Below are 23,199 nucleotides of genomic sequence, written 5' to 3'. Positions count from 1 at the left end.
CAGGTGAAAGGACATGCTTAAACAGGAAGTACGTGCGTTAACCGGCTTGCGCGGGATCGCGGCGGTGATGGTCATGCTTTATCACTTCAATACCGGACAGTTACTGGAGGGACGCGCTGGCAACCTTCTGGGCAACGGTTACCTGATGGTGGATCTGTTTCTGGTGCTGTCGGGATTCGTCCTGGCGCTCAATTACGGCTACCTGTTCGAACGCTCGCTCAACGCCCGGGACATTCTGCGTTTCGTCTACCGGCGTCTCTCACGCATCTACCCGTTGTACGCGGTCATGACTTTCACGGCAGCGCTGCTGGTGGCCAACTCGCTGATGGACCGCTGGCCGGGCCCACCGGTCGCGGTCAGTGCACTGATCAACCTGACAATGTTCCAGACCCTGTTCAACGTGCCGACCCTTGATACCCCCGGCTGGTCGGTGAGTGCCGAGTGGATCGCCAGTCTGTGCTTTCCGTTTATCGTGCTCGCACTGTTGCGACGCTCGTGGCCGGCGAACCTGCTGGCCATGCTCGGCGCCTGGGCCCTGTTGTCGTTGATCGCGATTTCCCCGGAACTGTTCGATGAACCCAAGCGTTCGGGGTTTCTCGATATCTGGCACTACGGTACTCCCTATCCGGTGATGCGCTGCCTCGCGGATTTCGTCATGGGGATCATGACCTACCGTGCACTGGATTTTGCCTGGATCCGCCGCTGGCTGGGCCATCCGGTGGTGGCGGGCGTGATCTGCACAGGGACCCTACTGATGATGACCTTGAAGGGCGCAGACGTACTGATTGTGGCGTGCTTCCCGCTGCTGATTCTGGCGTTGCAGTCCGGCCAGCATGCGGCGGCACGCCTGGTCGGCGCGCCACCGTTTTATCGTCTGGGGGTGATTTCGTACAGCATCTATCTGGTGCACAACCAGCTCAATTACTTCATGCATGGCCTGGCCGACAGATTGCTTCAGCACGGCCTCAGTGCTTCGATGGCGACCGCGCTGTCGATTGCCGTATTCGCGGCAATCGCCATTCTGATCGCGCGCATCACCTTCCTGCTGATTGAGCGCCCGGCCATGCGTGGCCTGCGCAATCTGCAGCGTACGCGGGCGCTGCCAGTCGCCGGCAGACCTCAGGCGTAGGCGAGACTGCCGGACTCCCACATGGAGTTCGGCAGAATCTCAGGAACATCCATCTGCCCGGTCTCCTCCAGGTATTGCTCGAGAATCGACAGCGCACGCGACTGATCTTCGATGGTGCGCTGCAGCTTGAAACGCTGATCCTTGAGCGTCGCGACAATCAGCGGACAGGGATCGAAGCGCACTGGCTGACTGATGATGCACGGCATCAGCACGCGAATGACATTGAGCGTCAGCCCAGCCTCTTGCAGTGCCTTGATGTTCTTCAGGACCGAAATGTCGTTCTGGCAGTAATCGCGATAGCCGGACGCCAGACGCATCGGCCGGATCAGCCCTTGCTCCTCGTAGTAGCGCAACATGCGCGGGCTGACACCGGATTTTTTCGACAATTCGTTGATCTTCATTACGCCATCCTTGCTTGCTGTTGACTGAGAACCGACGGGTTTGCCGTGGCGTGCGCGTTGATCGCCGCCGGCTGGCAGACGCTGAGCAGAATCGGCACCAGCGACAAGCCGTCCGTCATGCAGCCCTCGGCGATCAACTGAAAAATCTCCTCGATTGAAAACCAGCGCACCTGCAGCACCTCATGAGTGTCGAAGTGCTCACTCAGGCGCTGTACATCCTGCGCCTGAAAGATCTCGAAGCGTTGGTCGCTGCAACCGTAAGTGGGATGAAAGGCAATCAGCGGCTGCCAATCGCGGGCGGCATATCCGGTTTCTTCAAGCAGCTCGCGCTGAGCGGCCTGGAGGGTGTTTTCACCGGCATCGACACCACCCGAAGGCAAGCCCCAGACGCACTGGCCGGTCAGCATGCGGTACTGCTGAATCAGCAGAATCCGCCCCTCCTGCCGGGCCAGAATGCCCACGGCCGGACGTTCATGATGAACGCCGAAATAGTCGATGGCCTGGCCATCGGGTAACTGTACGGCGTGCCTGATCACGGAAAACCAGGGGTTTGCATGCACCACCGCTTGCCCTGTTATCCGCCACTGTGCCGACGGGTTGTATTTCGATTCATCATCCATTGATGAGTTTCCCTGCGTTTTGCGTGCGAAAGCGTGCCACCGGGCACTGCGCAGCGGCGCTACATTACTGCCATGCGACGACCCAGGCAATATGCCAGCAATGCCCATCCTTGAGCCTTTGACCTGCGCCAGGAACCGCAAGTGATTCCTGGCGCTCCAGCGACTCAGGCAGTGGCTGACGAATAGCTCAACAAACGGCGGTCGCGGCTCAGGAACATCCCCAGCACCATCACCAGCGTGACCACGGAAATGCCCGCCGCCACCAGGGTGATCGAGTTCAGCGGCATGCCGGCATCGATCACTCGGCCACCGACCCACGCACCGATCGCATTACCCAGGTTGAACGCACCGACGTTCAAGGTCGACGCGTAGTTGGCAGACTCGCCCGCCACGCGGATGATCATCGCTTGCAGGAGCATACCGACCGAAAACGACAGACACCCCCACACCGCCATGTTGATCACGGCCGGATAAACCGAGTGACTGGTCCAGTAGAAGCTGACCAGCGCCACAATCAGCGCCAGCAGGGTCAGCACCAGCGAGCGGGTGAGGCTCCAGTCGGCCAGACGGCCACCGAGCAAGCCGCCGATGGTGATGCCAACACCGCAGACCAGCAGCGCGACACTGGCAAACTTCGGTTCGACATGGGTAACGTCTTGCAGGATCGGCACGATATAGGTGAAGAACGCGAACATGCTGGCCGACGCCATCACGCTGGTCATCAGGCCGAGCCAGATGATCGGGCGTTTCATCCCTTGCAGATTGGCGCGCGTCTGTTGCTTGTTGGCACCCGCCCGTGAAGGCACCAGATACCAGACCATCACCAGCGAAATCAGACCGAGCGCGACCACACCCAAAAACGTGGTACGCCAGCCGTAGACCTGACCGACCAGCGAGCCCACCGGCACACCGAGCACGTTAGCCAGCGTCATGCCAGTGAACATCAGCGTCATCGCCCGACCTTCCTTGCCCGGCGGGGCGATACGCGATGCGAGCACCGCTGCCATGCCGATGAACGAGGCGTGGCTGAACGCGGTAAATACCCGCGCCACAATCAACGAGGTGAAGTCCGGCGCGATCATGCAGGCGACGTTGCCGATGGTGAAGATCGCCATCAGGATCAACAGCGCACGTTTTTCTTCCATCTTGCCGACCAGCATCGCCAGCAGCGGGCCACCTACCACGACACCCATGGCGTACCCCGATACCAGATAGCCGGCGGAGGGAATCGACACCCCGAGATCTGCCGACACCTGCGGCAGCAGGCCCATGATGATGAATTCGGCGGTACCGATGGCAAAAGCAGCGATGGCCAGGGCGAACAGCGGCCAGCTCATCACGCGTTCATCCTTATTGCGCAGATTTACATTCATTGCGACGCTCATTGCGAAAACCCCAGGCTATTGCTTTCACTGATCCACTTAAGGACGTCCGAGTGTTGTGGCTCCCAGCCAAAATCCCGGGCTTTCTGGCCGCAGACGCGAATGTTCGAGCCCAGACCGTATTCGGCTTCTTCCGGGTCATGAGCGCAGCATTTACTGAGGATGTATTCCATCGACACCGACTGCGTACGACCGCCGAAACCGAGCTTTTCGCTGATGGCTTGCGCCAGGTCCTTCATTGACACTTCACCGTTTTCAGCGAACAGATACGCACCGCTTTCAGCCTTATCAAGCATCAGCAGCGACAAGCTGACCAAGTCATCGATGTGCACGAATGCTGTGCGGTTCTCACCGCTGCCGACGTAGGTGCCAACCCCGTGTTCGATTGCCAGACGCGTCAACAGCGGAATCTGAATCGAATCCTTGTGCAGCCCGCGTCCTTCACCGAACACCATGGTCGGGCACACCACCAGTGTGCGCAGGCCCTGCTGACCGGCCATGCGAATTGCGTTATCGATAGCCACCCGGCCGACCTTTTCCAGACGTGGACGCGGTTGCGATTGCTCCGTCCATTGCTGGTCTGAACCCGCGCCCTCGGCACGGTCACCGATGACGCTGGTGCCGCTGTAATGAATCAGGGTCTTGCTGGTGCCGCGCAGACTCTGCAACAGCGTGGAAACCACGTAGGCGTTGTCGGAATTGGCCGCGTTGACGATCAAATCCGCCGCCAGCGCCTGTTTCTTGATGATTTCGGTGTCATACAACGTTCCCAGTACCGGGATGATGCCCAGCCGTCCCACCGCGCTGGCCTGATGCGCCGAACGCACCAGGCCAGTCACCTCATATCCACGGTCGATCAACGCCATGGCCATCGACCCACCGATGTAGCCGGTAACGCCCGTCACAAATGCTTTCAAAATGGCGACTCCTGTCGTCCTGAACCGGAAAAAATCGGGCTCGTCCCTGAGCGGTACAGCCTCCCTGATGCGCTGTCTTGTCGTCGGGTAACCGACCAACATTGCAGGCGCTGTGAAGGTTAGTGGCATAGGCATTGCGGAAAAAGTAGGTTACCGTTCCGGTCTGTGCGGCCACCGATGTCCGCAATCAAGGAAGTGTCATGCTCGAATCCGTTGCCGCGTTTTCCGTGTTTGTACAAGTCGCCGAGTTGCGCAGCTTTGTCGCCGCAGGCAGAGCCATGGGTGTATCGGCCTCAGCCATCGGTAAGCGCATTTCGCGGCTGGAAGAAAGTCTCGGAGTGCAGCTGTTTCAGCGCAGCACCCGGAGCATCGCGCTGACGCCGGAAGGTGAAAAACTGCTGGAGCGCAGCCGGAGGATTCTCGACGAAATCGAGGAAATCCAGACCGAGTTGAGCAGAGCCGCCGACCTGCCCCGAGGCCGGCTGAAGATCAGTCTGGCGCCGATCAGTGACGTGTTTCTCGATCATCTGGCGCGCTTCAACGAGCGCTATCCCGAAATCGAACTGGAACTGGACTACGCCGAGCGCAACGTTGACATCATTCAGGAGGGTTTCGACGCGGCCATCCGCGTCGGCGAGGTGGCTGACAGCAACTTGCGCGCGCACCCGATGGGCCATTTTCGCCGCTTGATCGTCGCCTCCCCTGCCTATCTCGAGCGGCACGGCATGCCCGACCGCCCGGAGCAATTGCTTGAGCACAAACTGCTGCACTATCGCTCGCCCAACTCCGGCAAGGTCGAGCCGTGGCCACTCGATGATTGTGGCGAGCTGTACTTGCCCACCGCGATTGTCTGCAACGACATCAATACCCGCATCGACTTTGCCCTCAAGGGGCTGGGCATCGCCTGCCTGCCGGACATCTCGATCCGCAAACCGCTGGCGGACGGCCGGCTGACCCCCATGTTGCTGGCGCACTCAACCAATGCCACACCGATTCATGCGCTCTGGCCCCATGCGCATCAGTACACATCGCGGCAGAAAGCCTTCATCGACTTCATCAAGTCCGCCGACTTTTGAGCAATGCTGCACTGGCGTCAGTGGCTGCGATGGACTTCACTTAAAGCTCCTCCTTTGCACCCTGCCCTGCGCTCGGGAAGTGGCCATCATGAACCGCAGCGACGTACTGATCATCGGCGCAGGCCCGACCGGACTGGTGCTGGCCCTGTGGCTGAGCAAACTGGCGATCCGCGTGCGCATCATCGATAAAACCTCCAGGCCCGGCACCACTTCGCGGGCGTTGGCAGTGCAGGCGCGCACACTGGAGTTGTACCGGCAACTGGATCTGACCGAGACCATCGTGCGCAACGGCCACCGCGTTGCTGCGGCGAATTTCTGGGTTAAAGGCAAAGCCGTGGCGCGGTTGCCGCTGGATCGCATCGGCGAAGGTCTGACGCCTTATGCCTTTCTGAAAATCTTCCCGCAGGACCAGCACGAGCAACTGCTGATCGAACGCCTCGAAGACTACGGCGTGACGGTCGAGCGCAACACTACGCTTGAGAGTTTCGAGGAACACGGCGACGGCCTTACCGCGCATTTGCGCCTGGCCGATGGCGAGCAGGAAATCTGTCAGGCGTGCTATCTCGCCGGTTGCGATGGCGCCCGTTCGATCGTGCGCAAAACGCTGGACACCGGTTTCCCCGGCGGCACTTATCAGCAGATTTTCTACGTCGCCGATGTGCAGGCCAGCGGCCCGGCGCTGAATGGCGAGCTGCATCTGGACCTGGACGAAGCGGACTTTCTCGCGGTGTTCCCGCTGGCCGGTGAAGGCCGCGCCCGCTTGATCGGCACCGTGCGCGATGAACGCGCCGCACGCGCCGAAACCCTCGAATTCTCGGATGTCAGCAGCCGTGCCATCGAGCATTTGAAAGTGCACATCGACGACGTCAACTGGTTCTCGACTTACCGCGTGCATCACCGGGTGGCCGAGCACTTTCGCAGCGGCCGCGCGTTCCTGCTCGGCGACGCGGCGCATGTGCACAGCCCCGCCGGTGGCCAAGGCATGAACACCGGCATCGGCGATGCGATCAATCTGGCGTGGAAACTTGCGGCAGTGCTCAGCGGCGCTGCCACGCCGACGCTGCTCGACAGCTACGAACCGGAACGCATCGCCTTCGCCCGGCGACTGGTGTCGACCACCGACAAAGTGTTCAGCTTCGTCACCGCCGAGGGGCGTATGGCGGATTTGCTGCGCACGCGATTGGCGCCGTTTCTGATTCCGAAAATGGCCGCGTTCGAGAGCAGCCGCGAGTTTCTGTTTCGCACCATTTCCCAAATCACCGTCAACTATCGCGGGATGACCCTGGGCGAAGGCTCGGCCGGCCACGTGCACGGTGGCGACCGTCTGCCGTGGGCGCATGATGGTGAGGGGGATAATTACGAACCGCTGCGCCAGCCGTGCTGGCAGGTGCATGTGTACGGCGACACCAGCGACGAAATGATCGCCTGGTGCAACGAACATCACCTACCGCTGCATGTGTTCGACTGGCGCCCGGCGTTCGAAGCGGCAGGACTGGGGCGCAACGGTTTTTACCTGCTGCGCCCGGATACCTATGTGGCGATCGCCGATAACAGCGCCGATCCGAAAGTGATCGAGCGCTATTTTCGCGATCACGGAATCCGGCCCTTCTTCACTTGCCCATAACTCAAAAACAACACGAAACCTGTGGGAGCTGGCTTGCCAGCGATAGCGGTGGTTCAGTCAACGGTGATATCGACTGTCCCGACCCCATCGCTGGCAAGTCGAATCGTCGCACCGCAGCTCCCACAGGGTTTCGAGGTGTTGATCAGATCCCGGCGAGGGCCAGATCCATCGCGAAGTAGGTGAAGATCAAATCCGCACCCGCACGTTTGATCGCGCCAAGGCTTTCACGCACCACGCGATCTTCATCAATCGCTCCGGCCTGCGCGCCGAACTTGATCATCGCGTACTCGCCGCTGACCTGATACGCCGCCAGCGGCAGGTTCGACGCTTCGCGGATGTCGCGGATGATGTCGAGGTAGGCGCCGGCCGGTTTGACCATCAGCGCATCCGCGCCTTCCTGCTCGTCGAGCAAGGATTCACGCAGCGCTTCGCGGCGGTTCATCGGGTTCATCTGATAGCTTTTGCGATCGCCTTTCAGCGCACTGCCACCGGCCTCACGGAACGGCCCGTACAACGCCGAAGCGAATTTGGTCGAATAGGCCATGATCGGAATCTGGGTGAAACCGGCCTCATCCAGCGCACGGCGAATCGCCCGCACCTGGCCGTCCATCGCGGCCGACGGTGCGATCACATCGGCGCCGGCACGCGCCGCTGCAACGGCCTGTTTGCCAAGGTTGATCAAGGTCAGGTCGTTGTCGACTTCATGGTTGTGCATCACGCCGCAATGGCCGTGGTCGGTGTACTCGCAGAAGCAGGTGTCGGACATCACGATCATCTCCGGCACGGCATCCTTGATGGTGCGCGACATGCGCGACACCAGACCGTTTTCACGCCAGGTGTCACTGCCGCTGGCGTCCAGATGATGTGACACGCCAAAGGTCATCACCGACTTGATCCCGGCGCGTGCATAGCGCTCGATCTCGCCCGCCAGTTTGCGTTCGGGAATACGCTGCACGCCGGGCATGCTATTGATCGGCACGAAATCGTCAATCTCTTCTTCAACGAAAATCGGCAGCACCAGATCGTTGAGCGAAAACTCGGTTTCCTGGAACAGGCTGCGCAGGCTCGCATTGCGGCGCAGACGGCGTGGACGTGCTTCGGGGAACTGACTGGACATGGATCTTCCTGAAAAACGGCGGATGAGACGAAAGTCGTAGGGGGCGCAGCTTATGCCTTGCGGGCGCGCAGGTACAAACCTGGATCAATCAATAGTGCATTACTGCCAACGCAATAATCCTCCGCGCCCACGTTTATTGCGCGGGTTATGACGGTATCGTCAATCCACGCATCACCGCCGGGCGCGCGACAAAGCGCTCGAGCACCCGGGTCACGTTAGGGAAATTGTTGATGCCGACCAGATCACCCGCTTCATAAAAACCGATCAGATTACGCACCCACGGAAAGGTCGCGATGTCGGCAATGGTGTAGCGCTCGCCCATGATCCAGTCACGGCCTTGCAGACGGGTTTCGAGTACGCCGAGCAGGCGTTTGCTTTCCTCGACGTAGCGATCACGCGGACGTTTGTCTTCGTAATCCTTGCCGGCGAACTTATTGAAGAAACCCAACTGACCGAACATCGGGCCGATGCCGCCCATCTGGAACATCAGCCACTGAATGGTTTCGTAGCGGGACGCGCCTTCCTGCGCCAGTAACTGGCCGCTTTTGTCGGCGAGATAGATCAAAATCGCGCCGGATTCGAACAACGGCAGCGGCTGATCATCCGGCCCGTGCGGATCGAGGATCGCCGGGATTTTGTTGTTCGGGTTCAGCGACAGAAACTCCGGCGACATCTGATCCTGAGTGTCGAAGCCCACGCGGTGCGCCTCGTAGGGCAGGCCGATTTCTTCGAGCATGATCGAGACTTTGACGCCGTTGGGGGTCGGCAATGAGTACAGCTGAATCCAGTCTGGGTACTGCGCCGGCCACTTCTGGGTGATCGGGAACGCGGACAGATCGGTCATGGGAAGCATCCAGTCACAAATTGAGTGCTGATCATAATGTAGGAGCTGCCGCAGGCTGCGATCTTTTGATCTTGACGCCTCGCGGCTGCTTAAAAGATCGCAGCCTGCGGCAGCGCCTACACGAACCGTAACATCCTGTCGCTATCCTGCGTTCAAGCCATCCCCGGATGCCGCTAGAGTGCCGCGCACGACCCGGATCGAACCAAATGGGCCGCAGGGCACTCAAAGGATGCGCTTCACGACAAGGAACACACCCGGTGCTGGGAGCCCGTGGTGTCAAGGTTTGTCAGCCTTAACCGAAACTGCTGAAGAACTTCTATTCAATGACGAACTTGATGAAAGTCGCCAAACGCTTCAAACATCGCGCCTACGTGGCCCTGCCCTCCCTGTTGGTGGCCAGTGCGCTGTGTTTGTCGCTCGAGTCCAGCGAAAGCCGCGCGCAAACGGCTGACGGCACGCAAACCCTGGTATTCCTGCGTCATGCGGAGAAACCCGAAGGTGGTCTGGGCCAGCTCAACTGCCAAGGTCTGAACCGTGCGATCGATCTGTCGACGCTGTTGCCGGAAAAATTCGGCAAGGCCGACTATGTGTTCGCCGCCAATCCAACGCGCAATGTCGAGGAAGGCGAGCTGGACAATTCCTACAGCTATATTCGCCCCCTGATGACCATCAGCCCCGCCGCGATCAAACTCGGGCTGCCGGTGAACATCGAGTTTTCCGCCAACGACACCAGCGACCTCGCTCGTGAATTGACCGACGACAAGTACCACAACGCAACCATCTACACGGCCTGGTCGCACGGCTATCTGCCGGAACTGATCAACAAGGTCGCGGGCAACGCGGTGGGCGGCAAGCAGAAGATCACCGAGGACTGGGAGTCGGGCGACTACGATTCGCTGTATGTACTGACATTGACCTGGCACAACGGCAAGGCCAGTTTGCAGAGTCACAGCTACAAGCAGGGACTGGATAACGGCCAGACAACTTGCCCGACCTGATCTTTGTATTGCCTGTTATGGCCTCATCGCTGGCAAGCCAGCTCCCACAGGGATTGTCGACACACTGTAATCCACTGTGGGAGCTGCGGTGCGACGATTCGACTTGCCAGCGATGAGGCCAGCAAAACCACCATCAATCTCTCCGACTCACCCGCTCCCGCAAATATTCAATAACCGCCCCCCGCTCCCCCGCAAACTCGATCCGCCCGCCTTTCTTCTCCCGCTGAAACGCATACATCGGATCGTAATACTCGCGCAGCAACCCCTCGATCCAGCTGCGATGCAGATCCACCGCCCCGCTACGCCCCTGCTCCGCCAGCGCATCTTCCATCAGAATCAACAACCGCCGATGGCGCTCGCCGCCCAGGCGTTTCTGCACATTGTTCAGGCTCGCCAACAGCCGTTCCGAGAACAGCACAAAGCCTTCTTCGCCATGCACCGCGCTGAACTCGGCAGCCAGATCGACCACGTAATCGCGCAGGATCCGCTCTACCCGATCCGCAAAACTGTCTTCCAGCCAAACCATCGGGTATTGCTGCATGCCCTGATACAGCGGCAACGGCAACGCACAACTGCCGACCACCCGGCTCTCGTCTTCCAGCACAAACTGCTCGATGCCGCTGGCACGTTTCTTCAGGAAGTCGATCGCCAGACGATTTTCGAAGTCGATGTTAGATGGCTGACCCGTGGCGCGTTTGCCGAAACTGGAGCCTCGGTGATTGGCATGTCCTTCCAGATCCACAGCGTTGCGCAATTGCACCAGCGCCTCGGTTTTGCCGGTGCCGGTCATGCCACCGAGCAACACGAAATCACACTGAGCGACCGCGTCTTGAAGGGTATCGATCAGGAAAGTACGCATGGCTTTGTAGCCACCGCCAACGCGGGGGTAGCTGATGCCGGCCTCGTCGCGCAGCCATTGCTGGGTGATCTGCGAGCGCAAGCCGCCGCGAAAGCAATACAGCAAACCATCCGGATGCGCCCGGGCAAAATCTGCCCAGGCCTGGATGCGTTCAGCCTTGACCGCGCCGGACACCAGTTGATGGCCCAACTCAATGGCTGCTTGCTGGCCGTGCTGTTTGTAGCAAGTGCCGATCCGCTGGCGTTCGCTGTCGTTCATCAGCGGCAGATTGACCACGCCGGGGAACGCGCCTTTGTGAAACTCGATCGGCGCACGTGCGTCCATCAACGGCCGGTTGTTGAGGAAGATGTCGCGGTAATCGGTGCAGTCGACGGACATTAAATCACCTCGACCGCATTGCTCTGTCGCTCAACCAGTTCGCCGATTGGCTCAAGTTTCAAACCGAGTTCGGCGGCGACCGCGAGGAATTCGGCATCGCCCTCGGGAGTCACGGCAATCAACAGGCCGCCACTGGTTTGCGGGTCGCACAGCACGCGTTTGTGCAGCTCCTGCACGCGGCCGACCTTGCTCGAATAGCTGTCGAAGTTGCGCAAGGTGCCACCGGGCACGCAACCCTGATCGAGGTAGTACTCGATGCTGGCCAGACGCGGCACGCGCTCATAAGTAATGCGCGCGGTGAGCTTGCTGCCATCGGCCATTTCCACCAGATGCCCGAGCAAGCCGAAACCGGTGACGTCGGTCATCGCCGTGACGCCGGCAAGCTTGCCGAAGCGGCTGCCGGGTTTGTTCAGCGTACACATCCAGTCGCGGGCTACGCCGACGTCGGACGGACGCAACTTGCCCTTCTTCTCCGCGGTGGTGAGGATGCCGATGCCCAGCGGCTTGGTCAGGTACAGCAGGCAACCGGCGGTGGCGGTGTCGTTGCGTTTCATGTGGCGCTTTTCCACCAGTCCGGTCACGGCCAGGCCGAAAATCGGCTCCGGCGCATCGATCGAGTGCCCGCCGGCCAAGGTAATTCCCGCTTCATCACACACCGCGCGCCCGCCGCGAATCACTTCGCGCGCCACTTCCGGCGCCAGCACATTCACTGGCCAACCGAGTATGGCAATCGCCATCAACGGATCACCGCCCATGGCGTAGATATCGCTGATCGCATTGGTCGCGGCGATCCGGCCGAAATCGTATGGATCGTCGACAATCGGCATGAAAAAGTCGGTGGTCGAAACCACTCCGCGCTCGGCATCGATCTCATACACCGCCGCGTCATCACGAGAGGCATTGCCCACCCACAGTTTCGGATCAAGATTCTGCGCCCCGCTGCCAGCCAGAATCACCTCCAGCACCTGCGGCGAAATCTTGCAGCCGCAACCGGCGCCGTGGCTGTACTGGGTCAGACGAATCGGTTCGCTCATGGGGGGCAGTCTCTGAAGGGGAATGCGGCGGATTTTAGCAGAGGCCTTGGGAAGAAATGTTTCGAGGAATTCTGATCAAAAAAAACCGCCCTTACGGGCGGTCAAGGTCCTTCGCTCCTGTATTCCGTTCCTGTTCTCCGCTCCTGTTCTCAAAAGCCGAGGCTAAAGCTGATGGTCATCGCATGGTCGTTGCTTTCGTCCGACAGTTGGCCCGAGTAGCCGATGCCGAGTTTGCCGGTCGGGCTGACCTGGAAGTCCACGCCCGCCTCGACCACTGCGCTGTCCTTGGCGATTGGCACACCTTGGGTGCTGAACGCGGCGCCGCCGTCGATGAAGCTCAGGTCGGCGTCGGGTTTGGTGTCGCCGAACGCATGCCGCCAGCCGAGCGACGCGCGCGGGGTGAATTGCCCGCCGTTGGCCAGGGTGATGACTTTGCCGGCGCGCACACCGAGGGTCGAAAAGGTGATGTCCTGATCGGCTTCGGCTTTCAGGCGCCCTACGCCGCCCTTCTCCTTGGCTTTGTCGCTGTCGTAGTTGACGTAGGCGAGACCGGCGAACGGTTCCAGCGCGATGCCGGCGGCTTCGATGGTGTAACCGACTTCGCCGAATACCTGGGCGCTACGCGCATCGTAATTGGCCTCCAGTCGATCGTTGTAGGCGCCGACGCTGACGTCGCGTTTGGTCTCGATGTCGTGCCAGCTGTAAGCCGCGCCGAGGCGCACCGCCAGTGCATCGAACTGCGAGTTGAGGTACGCCGCCAAGTGGTAGCTTTCGACCGTGGCATCCGAACGACGCTCGTGTGCATCGAGATCGCTGCGGGTGTAGCCAGCGGCCATGCCCACGCGCCATTGATCGTCGAGCTGCTTGTCGGTGCCGAGCATGAAGCCGCTCAGGTTGTGATCGAGTTGCGCGCTGTTGCTGTCGCCGTCCGACTCGCCCCATGCACCAAGTGCGCGCGCCCAGCCGACCATTTCGCCGTGGCAGCCGTTGCTGCTCAGCTGATTTTCGCTTGGCGCCAAGGCACGGCGTGGATCATCCGCGGCGCTGCACGACGGTTGACGCATACGATCATTCACCGCGTCGCGCACGTAGCGCGAATCCTCAAGCATCGCACTGGCAGTACTCGCATGAATCTCCCCGGACAGGCTGTCGAAGGCATTGCGTGCACCGGCCACGCTCAGGTTGATGATTTCATTCTGCAACCCTGCACCCGCCGCGCCGTTACGCGACAACGCCGACGCGGTATTGCTCTGGTTGCCGGTGGCAGCGACGTCGGCAAATGAGTTGCCGTTGCGACTGACCACCAGGTTCACCGCATTGGCGTCATACGCCAGCGCCGAGTCGAGGAACGCGTACTGCGGCAGATCCGCCGCGCTGAACGTTCCGACCACACCGCCGCCGGCAGTGATCAGCGAGTAGACAGTGTTGCCGGTGAATGGCGCGAGGCTGTTGACTTGCAGACCGCCGCCCAGGGTTGCCGTGCCGCCGACTGCCAATGGCGTGGCGGTTGGTGAGCTGACGGTCAGCGCCAGTACACCGTCGGAGGCATTGGTCAGGTTACCGGCGACACTCAAGGTGCCGGCCTCGGCACCCGAGGTGACCATGCCGTGGTTGACCAGCGAGCCGACGCTGCCGTTACCGCTCAACCCGGCGCCGTTGGCCACAGTGACTTGCCCGCCCAACGAAGCGCGTGCAGAACGACTGCCGACTTGCAGCACGCCTTGATCGACGGCGACGGTGCCGCTGAACGGCTGATCGCCAGTCAACAGCAAGGTGCCGGTACCGCGTTTGAGCATCGCCCCCAGACCGCGGAGCGAACCGTTGAATTGACCATTGAAGTTCTGCACGAACAACAGCGAAGCATTGTTGAGAATGTTGCCTTGCAGACTGCTGGTATTACCGACCAGCGTACCGCCACTGACCGTGGTGCCACCGCTGTAGGTGTTAGCACCGCTCAGGACCAGGGTGCCGGAGTCGAGTTTTTCGATTCCGCCAGTGCCCACGAGCGGCGCGGAAATTTCCGCAGTGCCGCCAGCATTCACCCGCACTGGCGCCAGACTGCCGTCCGGGCCGTTGACCGGGGTCAGCGTACCGCCAGCACCCGGTACCAGGCTGTAACCACTGGCGAGGAATTGCAGGCCGGTGAAGCTCTGGTTGCCGACCACCGTGACGGTGCCGCCCTGCCCGCCGAACACTGCGAACTGACCGTTCGAACCCAGCGCCTGGGTGCCGGTCGGATCGGTCCAGTTGGTACCCGGCCCCCACACGCCGCTGCCGCCACCGATGCTGCCGTCCGGATTGGTTTTGCCACCGTTCCAGAACTGCACTTCACCCGGAGCATTTTGCACCAGCAAGTTGACCTGGTTGGCAATCGCAGTTTGCAACGACAGGTTGGCCGCCGAGACCGGTAGGCTGCCGTAGACCAGGCCGTTGTCAGTCAGGCTGCCGCCGTAGCTGAACAGTTGATAGACCCCGGTGCCGAAGCCGCCGGCGTTGCTGATGTTCAGCGTGCCGTCGAGGGTCAGGTTGCCGGCGACATTGAACAGCGTGGTCGAACTTGCGGCAGAGCCGAGGCTGAAGTCCAGATTGGTGCCCGAAGACAACGCCAGCGAACCGACCGACAACGGCGTGGCCGCGCCGCCACCGAGCAGGGTCGCGCCATCGGCCAGTTGCACCGCGCCGCCGAGTTGACCGCTGCCGCCGAGTTTCGCCCCGCTGGCCACATTGACGTTGGCACTATTGAGCACGCCATTGACGTTGAGCGTACCGGCCTGCACGTCGGTGGTGCCGGTGAAGCTGTTGTTGCCGGTCAGCAGTAACGCGCCAGTGCCGGTTTTGTTCAAGGTGCCGGCGCCGGTGAGGTTGCCGGTGTAGCTGCCGTCAGTGTTTTGCGCGAAGGTCAGCGCCGCGTTGTTGACGATTGCGCCTTGCAGGCTGCTGGTATCGCCCTGCGTACTGCCGCCGTTCAGCGTGGTGCCGCCGCTGTAGGTGTTGGCGCCGCTGAGCAGCAGATCGCCCGTACCGTTTTTCAGCAGGCTGCCGTTGCCGCTGATCGCGCCGATCAGTGTGGTGTTCTGGTTACCGGCGAGGGTCAGTTGTGCACCCAGGTTGATCGCATTCGACAGTTGCAGTGCCGAGGCGCTGTCGAGGGTGCCGTTGCCGAGCACGCTGAGTGCGCCGCTGCTGATTGCGCTGTTATTGCCCAGCGTCAGCGTGCCGCCGCTGAGCTGGGTGCCGCCGCTATAAGTGTTGCTGCCGCTGAGGGTCAGATTGGCGGCGCCGGTCTTGATCAGACTGCCAGTGCCACTGACTACACCGCCGAGGGTCAAGGCGTTGGAGCCGGTGACGCTCAAGCCACCATTGAGAACCACAGCGTTGGCCAGGCTGACGGCGGCGTTGCTGTCCAGCGCAGTGCCATCGGCGGCGGTCAATACGCCAGTGCCAAGCGCCGCATTGTTGCCGACCACGATCTTGCCGCCATTCAGCGCGGTGCCGCCGCTGTAGCCGTTGGCGGCGTTCAGCACCAACGTGCCGGTGTCATATTTGCCCAGAGTGCCGGTGCCGTTAAGCGCGACGCCAATGGTCGCGGTGGCGTTCGGATCGACCCGCACCGAGGCGTTGCCCATCGAACCATTGACCAGATTCAACGAACCGGCCGTGCCGTTCTGCAAGCTGTAGCCATCGGTGACGAATTGCATGCCGGTGATGGTTTGCGCGCCGTTGACGGTGACCGTGCCCGACGTGCCCTGGAATACCGCGAAGTTATTGGTCCAGGCCTGATTGGTCGTGCCGTTGACGTCGGTCCAGTTGGTGGTGCCAGCGCCCCATGTACCGCTGCCGCCCTCCACCGAGCCGTTGGCCACCAGTTGATTGCCGTCCCAGAATTGCACGGTAACCCCCGGTGCAGTTACCAGCAGATTGATCTGATTAGCCAGTGCGGTTTGCAGTGTCAGATCGCCCGGGGTGACGCTGCCCGGTACCGTGCCGATCAGCATGCCGTTGTCGGTCAGGCCGCCGGTGTAGTTGAGCAGGCGATACACGCCGCTGCCGAAACCGCCGATATCACTGACGTTCAGAGTGCCGTCGAGGGTCAGGTTACCGCCGACATTCACCAGTGCGTTGCCACCACCCGAGACCGGTGTGCCGAGGCCGACGTCGAAATTCGAGTTGCCGTTGAACACCAGCGAGCCCACCGACAAAGTGCTGCCAGTGGCACCCGCCAGATGACCGCCATCGGCCACGTTGACCGCGCCGCTCAAGGTGCCGCTGCCGCCGAGGGTGCCGCCGCTGTTGACCAGCACGTTGGCGCTGGCCAGCGAACCGTTGACCTGCAAGGTGCCAGCGTTGACGTTGGTGTCGCCGGTCAAATCACTGATGCCGCTCAGGGTCAGAATGCCGCTGCCAAGTTTGCTCAACCCGCCGTCACCGCTGAGAATGCCGGCGAAAGTGCTGCTGGCGTTGCCGCCGCCGAGGCTCAGCGTATTGCCGGTACCGATCAGCGCGGTGCCGCTGCCGGTCAGGCTGGCGAGGCTGCCGGATGCGCCGAGGTTGAGCGCCGCACCGCTGGCGAGGCTGACGGTGGCGTTGTTGCCCAGCGCTGTACCGCTCAGGGTGGTAAGGCTGCCGGACAACACATCGAAGGTGCCGCCGAAGGTGTTGTTGCCGCTCAACGTCAGGTCGGCCAGACCGTTTTTAGTCAAGGTCCCTGCCCCGGCAATCACGCCGCCGAGGGTCAGGTTGTTGTTGCCGGCCAGTGTCAGATTGGCATTGACGTTGAGGTTGTTGGCGAGCACCAGCGGCGAGCTGTTGTCGAGGGTCGAGGCACCGGCCACGGTCACTGCGCCGGAACCCAGCGCGGCGCCGCTGCCGAGGGTCAGCGTACCGGCGTTGAGCGTAGTGCCACCGGTGAAGGTGTTGACGCCGTTGAGCGTCAGGTTCGACGCGCCGTTCTTGATCAACCCGCCCGCCCCACTGACGATACCGGCGAGGGTCAGGTCGCTGCTGCCGGTGTTGCTCAGGTTGGCGTTGAGCACCACGTTATTGCCCAGGCTCAGCCCACTGCTGCTGTCCAGCGATGAAGCGCCGGCCACGGTGAGGTTGCCCAGACCCAGTGCGGAGTTGCTGCCGACGGTCAGGGTGCCGGCATTCAGCGTGGTGCCGCCGAGGAAGTTGTTGTTGCCGCTCAGGGTCAGGCTGGCTGCGCCGTTCTTGGTCAGGCTGCCGGCGCCATTGATCGTGCCGGCAAGCGTCAGATTCGCCGTGCCGCCAATGCCGAGATTGCCCGCCAGATTGACTGCGTTGTTCACCGCCACTGCGGTGTTCGCATCGAGCGTGGTACCGCCCGCCGCGTTCAGAGTGCCGGAACCGAGCGCCGAGTTCGACGCCAGAATCAATCCGCCGGCATTCAACGCCACCGGCCCGAGGAAGGCGTTATTGCCGCCGAGGGTCAGGTTGGCTGCGCCGGTTTTGATCAAGCCACCCGTGCCGCCGATCACCCCGTTGAGGGTCAGCGCATTGCTGCCGACCACGGTCAGGTTGCCGTTTAGCGTTGCTGCGTTAGCGAGGGTCACCGCGCTGTTGCTGTCCAGTTGCGTACCGGCATTGGCAATCAGCGTGCCGCTGCCGAGCGCGGTGTTGCTGCCAACGACAATCTTGCCGCCATCCAGTTGCGTGCCGCCGCTGTAGCTGTTGGCGCCGTTGAGTACCAGGGTGCCGGTGTCGAGTTTATTGAGAATGCCGCCGCCGTCGATATTGACGCCGATGGTCGCGGTTACGCCCGGATCGACCCGCACCGCCGTAGTCCCGCCAGTGCCGTTGACAGCGGTAAGTTGCCCCGCCGTACCGTTGACCAGGTTGTAGCCATCGGTGAGAAATTGCAGGCCGGTGAACAGCTGCGTGCCGTTGACCGTCACGGTGCCCGCCGTGCCCTGGAACACCGCGAAGTCGCCGGCCCATGGCTGATTGACCAGACCGTTGGCGTCGGTCCAGTTGGTGCCGACCGCATTCCAGGTGCCGCTGCCGCCATCGACGACGCCGTTGGCAATGGTCTGGCTGCCGTCCCAGTAACGAATGTTGACGTTCGGCGCCGAGACTTGAATGTTGATCTGATTGGCCACGCCGGTCTGCACGATCAAATCGCCAAGGCCGTAGCCGACCGGCACGCTGGCGACATCCAGCCCCAGATTGGTCAGTGCACCGGTGTAGTTGAACAGGCGGTACACACCGACGCCGAAACCGCCGGCATCGGTGACGTTGAGATTACCGTTGAGCGTGAGGTTGCCGCCGACGTTCATCAGCGAGGTGGTCGACGGTGTGCCCAGCGCCACATCGACATTGCTGCCGGCCGCGAGGGTCAGCGCACCGGCCGACAGTTGATTGCCCGACGACAACGCCAGATGCCCGCCGCTGTTGACGTTGACGGCCCCGAGCGCCGAGCCGGTCCCGGTCAGCGTACCGCCGGTATTGACGTTGACCTGCGCGCTGGCCAGTGAACCGCTGAGATCCAGCGTACCGCCGTTGATTGCAGTGTTGCCGGTGATGCCGTTAATTCCGGTCAGGTTCAGGGTGCCGGTGCCGACCTTGATCAGGCCGCCGCTACCACTGAGGTCGCCGTCGAAAGTGCTGGTGCTGTTGACGCCGCCGACGGTCAGGGAATTGCTGCCGGTGAGTTGCACACTGCCGCTGCCGGTCAGTGCGCCGAGGCTGGCGTCGCTGCCCAGATTAAGCCCGGCACCCGCGCTGATGTTCACACCCGAGGTGCTACCCAGCGCATTGGTGTTAAGAGTGGTGACGCTGCCAGAGACGATGTTCAGCGCGCCAGTGAAGGTGTTGGTGCCGGCCAGAGTCAGGTCTGACAGACCGTTTTTGGTCAGGTTGCCGGCGCCGTCGATGATGCCGTTGAGGCTCAGGTCGTTGTTGCCCGCGACCGTCAGCCCGGCGTTCAAGGTAAGCGCGTTGCCGATGCCGAACGCAGCGTTGTTATCCAGTGTCGCCGCGCCGCCGACGATCAGCGCGCCACTGCCCAAGCCGTTGGCATTGCCCAGGGTCAGCGTACCGGCGTTGAGCGTGGTGCCGCCGCTGACGGTGTTGTTGCCGTTAAGCGTCAGGTTGGCCGCGCCATTCTTGATCAACTGGCCAGTGCCGCTGGTAACGCCACCGAGCGTCAGGTTTTGCGTACCGCCAACCGTCAGCGCGGCATTCAGCGCTACGCCGTTGTTCAGCGAAACCAGTGGTGAATTGCTGTCCAGCGTCGCGGCGCCGGCGACGGTCAACGCCCCACTGCCCAGCGCCGAACTGTTGCCGACAGTCAGAGTGCCGGCGTTGAGGGTGGTGCCGCCGAGGTAGTTGTTGGCGGCGTTGAGAATCAGATTCGCCGCACCGTCTTTCACCAGACTGCCAGCGCCGCTGACCAGACCGGTCAGAGTCAGATTGGCGCTGCCGCCGATATTCAGTGCACCGGCCAAGGCTACCGCGTTGTTCAGGCTTACCGCGGTGTTGGCGTCCAGCGTGGTGTTGGCTGCTGCGTTCAACGTCCCGGCACCCAGTGCGGTGTTGCTGCCCACGGTCAGTTTGCCGGTGTTCAGTGCAGTGTTACCGAAATAGGTGTTGGCGCCGTTGAGGGTCAGGTCGGCGGCGCCGTTTTTGGTCAGTCCACCGATCCCGGCGACCACGCCACCGAGGGTCAGCGTATTGGTTCCGCCGACGGTCAGGGTGCCGCCGAGGTTGAGGTTATTGGCCAGGGTTGCAGCGGTATTGGCGTCCAGTGTGGTGCCGTTGGCTGCGTTCAGCGCGCCAGTGCCCAGCGCGGTGTTGGAGCCGACGATCAGCGAACCGGCGTTCAGCGTGGTGGTGCCGGTGTTGGTGTTATTGCCATTGAGCGTCAGGCTCGACGCGCCGGTCTTGATCAGACCGTTGCCACCACTGATCACGCCGCCGAGGGTCAGCGCGTTGGCGCCGCCGGCGGTGAGGTTGGCGTTAAGGGTGATCGCATTGTTCAGTGTCAGCGCCGAACTGTTGTTGAGGGTGCTCGCCCCGGCAACAGTCAGTGCGCCAGTGCCGAGCGCCGCGCCGTTGCCGACCGTCAGGCTGCCGGCGTTCAGCGTGGTGCCGCCGCTGAAGGTGTTGGCGCCGTTGAGGGTCAGGTTGGCTGCGCCATTTTTGAGCAATTGGCTGGTGCCACTGAGCACACCGCCGAGGGTCAGGCCATTGCTGCCGCCAATGCTCAGCGCATTGTTGAGGATGACGTCGTTGTTCAGCGTCACCGCCGCGCTGCTGTCGAGCGTCGCGGCGCCGCCAACGGTGATGTTGCCACTGCCCAGCGCAGCGTTGGCGCCCGCGGTGATGGTACCCGCGTTCAGCGCGACCGCCCCGAGGAACGTGTTGGCGCCGCTGAGGATCAGGTTGGCCGCGCCATTTTTGGTCAAGCCGCCACTGCCACTGACAATGCCGCCAAGGGTCAGGTTGGCGCTGCCGCCGATGTTCAGGTTGCCGCCGAGACTGACGGCGTTGGTCAGCGCAACTGCGGTGCTGGCGTCCAGCATTGTGCCCGCGGCGGTGGTCAATGCGCCGGTGCCCAGCGCGGTGTTGGAGCCAACGATCAGCGTGCCCGTATTCAGCGCCGTACCGCCGGAGAAAGTGTTATTGCCGCTGAGGGACAGGTTCGCGGTGCCATTTTTGATCAGGTTGCCCGCACCGCTGATCACCCCGCCCAAACCTAGCGCCTGCGTACCGCCGATGGTCAGATCCGCCGCTAACGCTAAGGCGTTGGCCAAGGTGACTGCTGCAGTCGCATCCAGCGTGGTGCCGGCCGCCGCGTTCAAGGCGCCTGTGCCGAGCGCGGTGTTGCTGCCGACGAACAAGGTGCCGCCATTGAGGGCGGTGGTGCCGCTGTTGGTGTTGCTGCCGGACAGGGTCAGGTCGGCGCTGCCGGATTTTGTAATCGCGCCAGTGCCGGACAGTATGCCGCCCAGGATCAGAGCATTGCTGCCGAGCACGTTGAGGGTGCCGGTCATCCCGATGTTATTGGCGAGCGTCACGTTTGTGGTGCTGTCGAGACTGGTACCCGCGGCTGTAGTCAGCGCGCCGCTACCCAGCGAGTTGTTGTTGGTCACCAGCAAGCTGCCGGCGCTCAGGGTGGTGGTGCCGGTGTAACCGCTGTTGGCGCCGCTGAGGGTCAGGCTGCCGCTGCCGGTCTTGGTGATGCCGCTGCTGCCCGTGATCAAGCCGCCAAGGGTCAGTGCACCGGCGCCGGTGGCGGTCATCGTGCCGCCAAGGCTGATCGCGTTGCTCAGATTGATGGTGCCCGGTGCCGACAGACTGGTGGCGCCGGTGAAGTTGAGCGTGCCGGTGCTCAGCGCGAGGTTGTTGCCCAATTGCACCGTACCGCCATTGAGCGAGGTATCGCCGGTGTAGGTATTGGCCGCGCTGAGGTTCAACTGGCCGGTGCCGGTCTTGGTCAGGCCGCCGCTGCCCGACAACACGCCACTGAAGGTTGTGGCGTTGGCGCCCTGCACTGTCAGACCGCTTGCGCCAAGACTGATCAGGTTGGCGAGGTTCAAACCGGCATTACTGGCCTGCAAAATCCCGCCATTGGACGTCAGCACACCACTGCCGAACGTGGCGTTGTTGTTGAATAGCGCAACACCGCCATTGAGCGTGGTCGCGCCGCTGACCAACGGCCCCTGCAAGGTCCAGGTGCCGCTGTTGAGAGTGAGATTGTTGAAGTTGACGTAGCTGGCACTCGACGCCGTACCCGCACCGGTCGTACCGCCGCCGACGCCCAGGGTATTTTGCAGAATCAGGCTGTTGGTGCCACCGGCACCGCCATCGATCGTTCCGGTGGGGGCGAAGGTCAGGTTGATACCGATCAGGCCGCCGAGGCCGACACTGACCTGTATGCCGTCGCCAACGTTGACCGAGGAACCGGTCACTGCCGTAAAAGTGTTGGTGCTCGCCGTGCCCATCGACACACTGCCGGTGATCGAGCCGGCGTTGGTAAAGGTATTGCCCGCCGCCGAGGTTTCGAAGGCGACCCGGCCATTGATTACGCCGGTGCTGCTGTTGGTCATGTTGACTTGCGAACCACCGTAGACACCGACCACCGGCGTATCGGCCAGGGTGATCCCGCCGATCGACAGCCCGGTGGAGGTGATGGTGCCGTTGTTGATGATGCTGGTGGTGCCGGCCGCCGCGTTGTTCACGGCAACACCCAGGCCGTCGAGGCTGGTCAGGTTGAGGCCGAGCAACATGCCGGTGCCGCGAATGATGCCACTGGCGTTGTTCAGCACGCTGACGGTACTCGTCGCGCCAGTGCCGATGAACGCCCCGCCGCTCAACACCGAGACCAGACCCAGCAGCGCCGGGTCAAGGGTGCCGGAGTTATTCAGCGTGATGTTGACACCAGTGAGGTTCATCACGCGGCCGCCGAGCGTGGCGTTCATCTGCGCGCCGGCGTTGACGTTGACCGTCAACCCGTTAGTGGCGCTGTTGAAGTTGTTCAGAAACAGCGGCAGGCTCGGCACGCCGGTACAGGTCACCGTCGAGCCGATCGTGGAGCACGTGGCCAGGGCCGGAGTGCTCATCCCGCCGAACAACAGTCCGGCGACGCTCAGGTGCACAGCAAGGGAAAGTGGGGAAAAGCGCGAGACGAGGGCAACACCAAACCTTGCTTCCACGGGCAACTCCTTTCGTGGCCAATTTCATCCTTGAAGGCGTGCGTCGGCAGGCACATCAACACGCGAATCAAGCGTATGACGGTCATCAGATAACCGTCTCATTCCAGACACACGCTAGTAGACGCCCCGCGATGGGGCAGGAAAAGA

At 62.0% G+C, this 23,199-nt stretch carries 13 protein-coding genes; 4 read left to right on the top strand and 9 right to left on the bottom strand.

Features of this window, described 5'->3' with window-relative positions; genetic code table 11:
* The first annotated feature begins 13 nt into the window (after positions 1 to 13).
* Complete coding sequence (locus ACP7EE_RS19300; protein ID WP_426235938.1) at positions 14 to 1,129, top strand: acyltransferase family protein; 1,116 nt, start codon at positions 14 to 16, stop codon at positions 1,127 to 1,129.
* Here ACP7EE_RS19300 and ACP7EE_RS19295 read toward each other — a convergent pair.
* Genes ACP7EE_RS19295 through ACP7EE_RS19280 form a run of 4 tightly spaced genes read right to left on the bottom strand, consistent with a single transcriptional unit; the run spans position 1,120 to position 4,449 of the window.
* Positions 1,120 to 1,530, bottom strand: coding sequence for a MerR family transcriptional regulator (locus ACP7EE_RS19295; protein WP_426235936.1), 411 nt, complete (start codon positions 1,528 to 1,530; stop codon positions 1,120 to 1,122). The two genes, ACP7EE_RS19300 and ACP7EE_RS19295, sit on opposite strands and share 10 nt — an antisense overlap.
* The gene (locus ACP7EE_RS19290; protein ID WP_426235934.1) at positions 1,530 to 2,291 is read right to left on the bottom strand and encodes an NUDIX hydrolase; all 762 of its coding nucleotides are present in this window, start codon (positions 2,289 to 2,291) and stop codon (positions 1,530 to 1,532) included. The genes ACP7EE_RS19295 and ACP7EE_RS19290 overlap by 1 nt, the downstream gene beginning before the upstream one ends.
* A gap of 23 nt (positions 2,292 to 2,314) precedes the next feature.
* Entirely contained in the window at positions 2,315 to 3,523 is a 1,209-nt protein-coding gene (locus ACP7EE_RS19285; protein WP_426235932.1) for an MFS transporter, read from the bottom strand.
* Positions 3,524 to 3,531: 8 nt separating this feature from the next.
* Complete coding sequence (locus ACP7EE_RS19280) at positions 3,532 to 4,449, bottom strand: NAD-dependent epimerase/dehydratase family protein (RefSeq protein ID WP_426203790.1); 918 nt, start codon at positions 4,447 to 4,449, stop codon at positions 3,532 to 3,534.
* 200 nt (positions 4,450 to 4,649) lie between these two features.
* On the opposite strand from ACP7EE_RS19280, the gene ACP7EE_RS19275 reads away from it, so the two are divergent.
* The gene (locus tag ACP7EE_RS19275; protein ID WP_426203791.1) at positions 4,650 to 5,525 is read left to right on the top strand and encodes a LysR substrate-binding domain-containing protein; all 876 of its coding nucleotides are present in this window, start codon (positions 4,650 to 4,652) and stop codon (positions 5,523 to 5,525) included.
* Positions 5,526 to 5,613: 88 nt separating this feature from the next.
* Positions 5,614 to 7,149: an FAD-dependent monooxygenase gene (locus tag ACP7EE_RS19270; RefSeq protein ID WP_426235930.1), complete on the top strand. Its 1,536-nt coding sequence runs from the start codon at positions 5,614 to 5,616 to the stop codon at positions 7,147 to 7,149.
* 142 nt (positions 7,150 to 7,291) lie between these two features.
* On the opposite strand, the gene hemB is transcribed toward ACP7EE_RS19270, so the two are convergent.
* Together hemB and ACP7EE_RS19260 are read right to left on the bottom strand one after the other, a co-directional pair.
* Positions 7,292 to 8,266, bottom strand: a complete 975-nt coding sequence (gene hemB, locus ACP7EE_RS19265) for a porphobilinogen synthase (protein ID WP_426235928.1) — start codon at positions 8,264 to 8,266, stop codon at positions 7,292 to 7,294.
* Positions 8,267 to 8,411: 145 nt separating this feature from the next.
* Positions 8,412 to 9,110 (bottom strand): glutathione binding-like protein, encoded by a 699-nt coding sequence (locus tag ACP7EE_RS19260; protein WP_426235926.1) that lies wholly within the window; start codon positions 9,108 to 9,110, stop codon positions 8,412 to 8,414.
* Positions 9,111 to 9,433: 323 nt separating this feature from the next.
* Between ACP7EE_RS19260 and ACP7EE_RS19255 the strand changes: the two genes are divergently transcribed.
* Positions 9,434 to 10,108, top strand: a complete 675-nt coding sequence (locus tag ACP7EE_RS19255; protein ID WP_420650188.1) for a histidine phosphatase family protein — start codon at positions 9,434 to 9,436, stop codon at positions 10,106 to 10,108.
* Positions 10,109 to 10,241: 133 nt separating this feature from the next.
* On the opposite strand, the gene mnmH is transcribed toward ACP7EE_RS19255, so the two are convergent.
* From mnmH to ACP7EE_RS19240, 3 genes are all read right to left on the bottom strand, one after another.
* Positions 10,242 to 11,345, bottom strand: a complete 1,104-nt coding sequence (mnmH, locus tag ACP7EE_RS19250; protein WP_426235924.1) for a tRNA 2-selenouridine(34) synthase MnmH — start codon at positions 11,343 to 11,345, stop codon at positions 10,242 to 10,244.
* Positions 11,345 to 12,379: a selenide, water dikinase SelD gene (selD, locus tag ACP7EE_RS19245; RefSeq protein WP_426235922.1), complete on the bottom strand. Its 1,035-nt coding sequence runs from the start codon at positions 12,377 to 12,379 to the stop codon at positions 11,345 to 11,347. Before selD ends, mnmH begins: the two co-directional genes overlap by 1 nt.
* A gap of 149 nt (positions 12,380 to 12,528) precedes the next feature.
* A complete protein-coding gene (locus ACP7EE_RS19240; RefSeq protein ID WP_426235920.1) occupies positions 12,529 to 23,052 on the bottom strand; it encodes an autotransporter-associated beta strand repeat-containing protein in 10,524 nt (3,507 codons plus the stop codon).
* Positions 23,053 to 23,199: the final 147 nt, after the last annotated feature.

This window comes from Pseudomonas sp. TWP3-2, from assembly GCF_049897765.1.
Lineage (GTDB): Bacteria > Pseudomonadota > Gammaproteobacteria > Pseudomonadales > Pseudomonadaceae > Aquipseudomonas.
This window is presented reverse-complemented; position numbering and strand designations above follow the sequence as displayed.

Bases quoted from the DNA above. Each gene is read 5' to 3' on its own strand.
- ACP7EE_RS19300 (WP_426235938.1), top strand. From the start codon at position 14: ATGCTTAAACAGGAAGTACGTGCGTTAACCGGCTTGCGCGGGATCGCG.
- ACP7EE_RS19295 (WP_426235936.1), bottom strand. From the start codon at position 1,530: ATGAAGATCAACGAATTGTCGAAAAAATCCGGTGTCAGCCCGCGCATG.
- ACP7EE_RS19285 (WP_426235932.1), bottom strand. From the start codon at position 3,523: ATGAATGTAAATCTGCGCAATAAGGATGAACGCGTGATGAGCTGGCCG.
- ACP7EE_RS19275 (WP_426203791.1), top strand. From the start codon at position 4,650: ATGCTCGAATCCGTTGCCGCGTTTTCCGTGTTTGTACAAGTCGCCGAG.
- ACP7EE_RS19270 (WP_426235930.1), top strand. From the start codon at position 5,614: ATGAACCGCAGCGACGTACTGATCATCGGCGCAGGCCCGACCGGACTG.
- hemB (WP_426235928.1), bottom strand. From the start codon at position 8,266: ATGTCCAGTCAGTTCCCCGAAGCACGTCCACGCCGTCTGCGCCGCAAT.
- ACP7EE_RS19260 (WP_426235926.1), bottom strand. From the start codon at position 9,110: ATGACCGATCTGTCCGCGTTCCCGATCACCCAGAAGTGGCCGGCGCAG.
- ACP7EE_RS19255 (WP_420650188.1), top strand. From the start codon at position 9,434: ATGACGAACTTGATGAAAGTCGCCAAACGCTTCAAACATCGCGCCTAC.
- mnmH (WP_426235924.1), bottom strand. From the start codon at position 11,345: ATGTCCGTCGACTGCACCGATTACCGCGACATCTTCCTCAACAACCGG.
- selD (WP_426235922.1), bottom strand. From the start codon at position 12,379: ATGAGCGAACCGATTCGTCTGACCCAGTACAGCCACGGCGCCGGTTGC.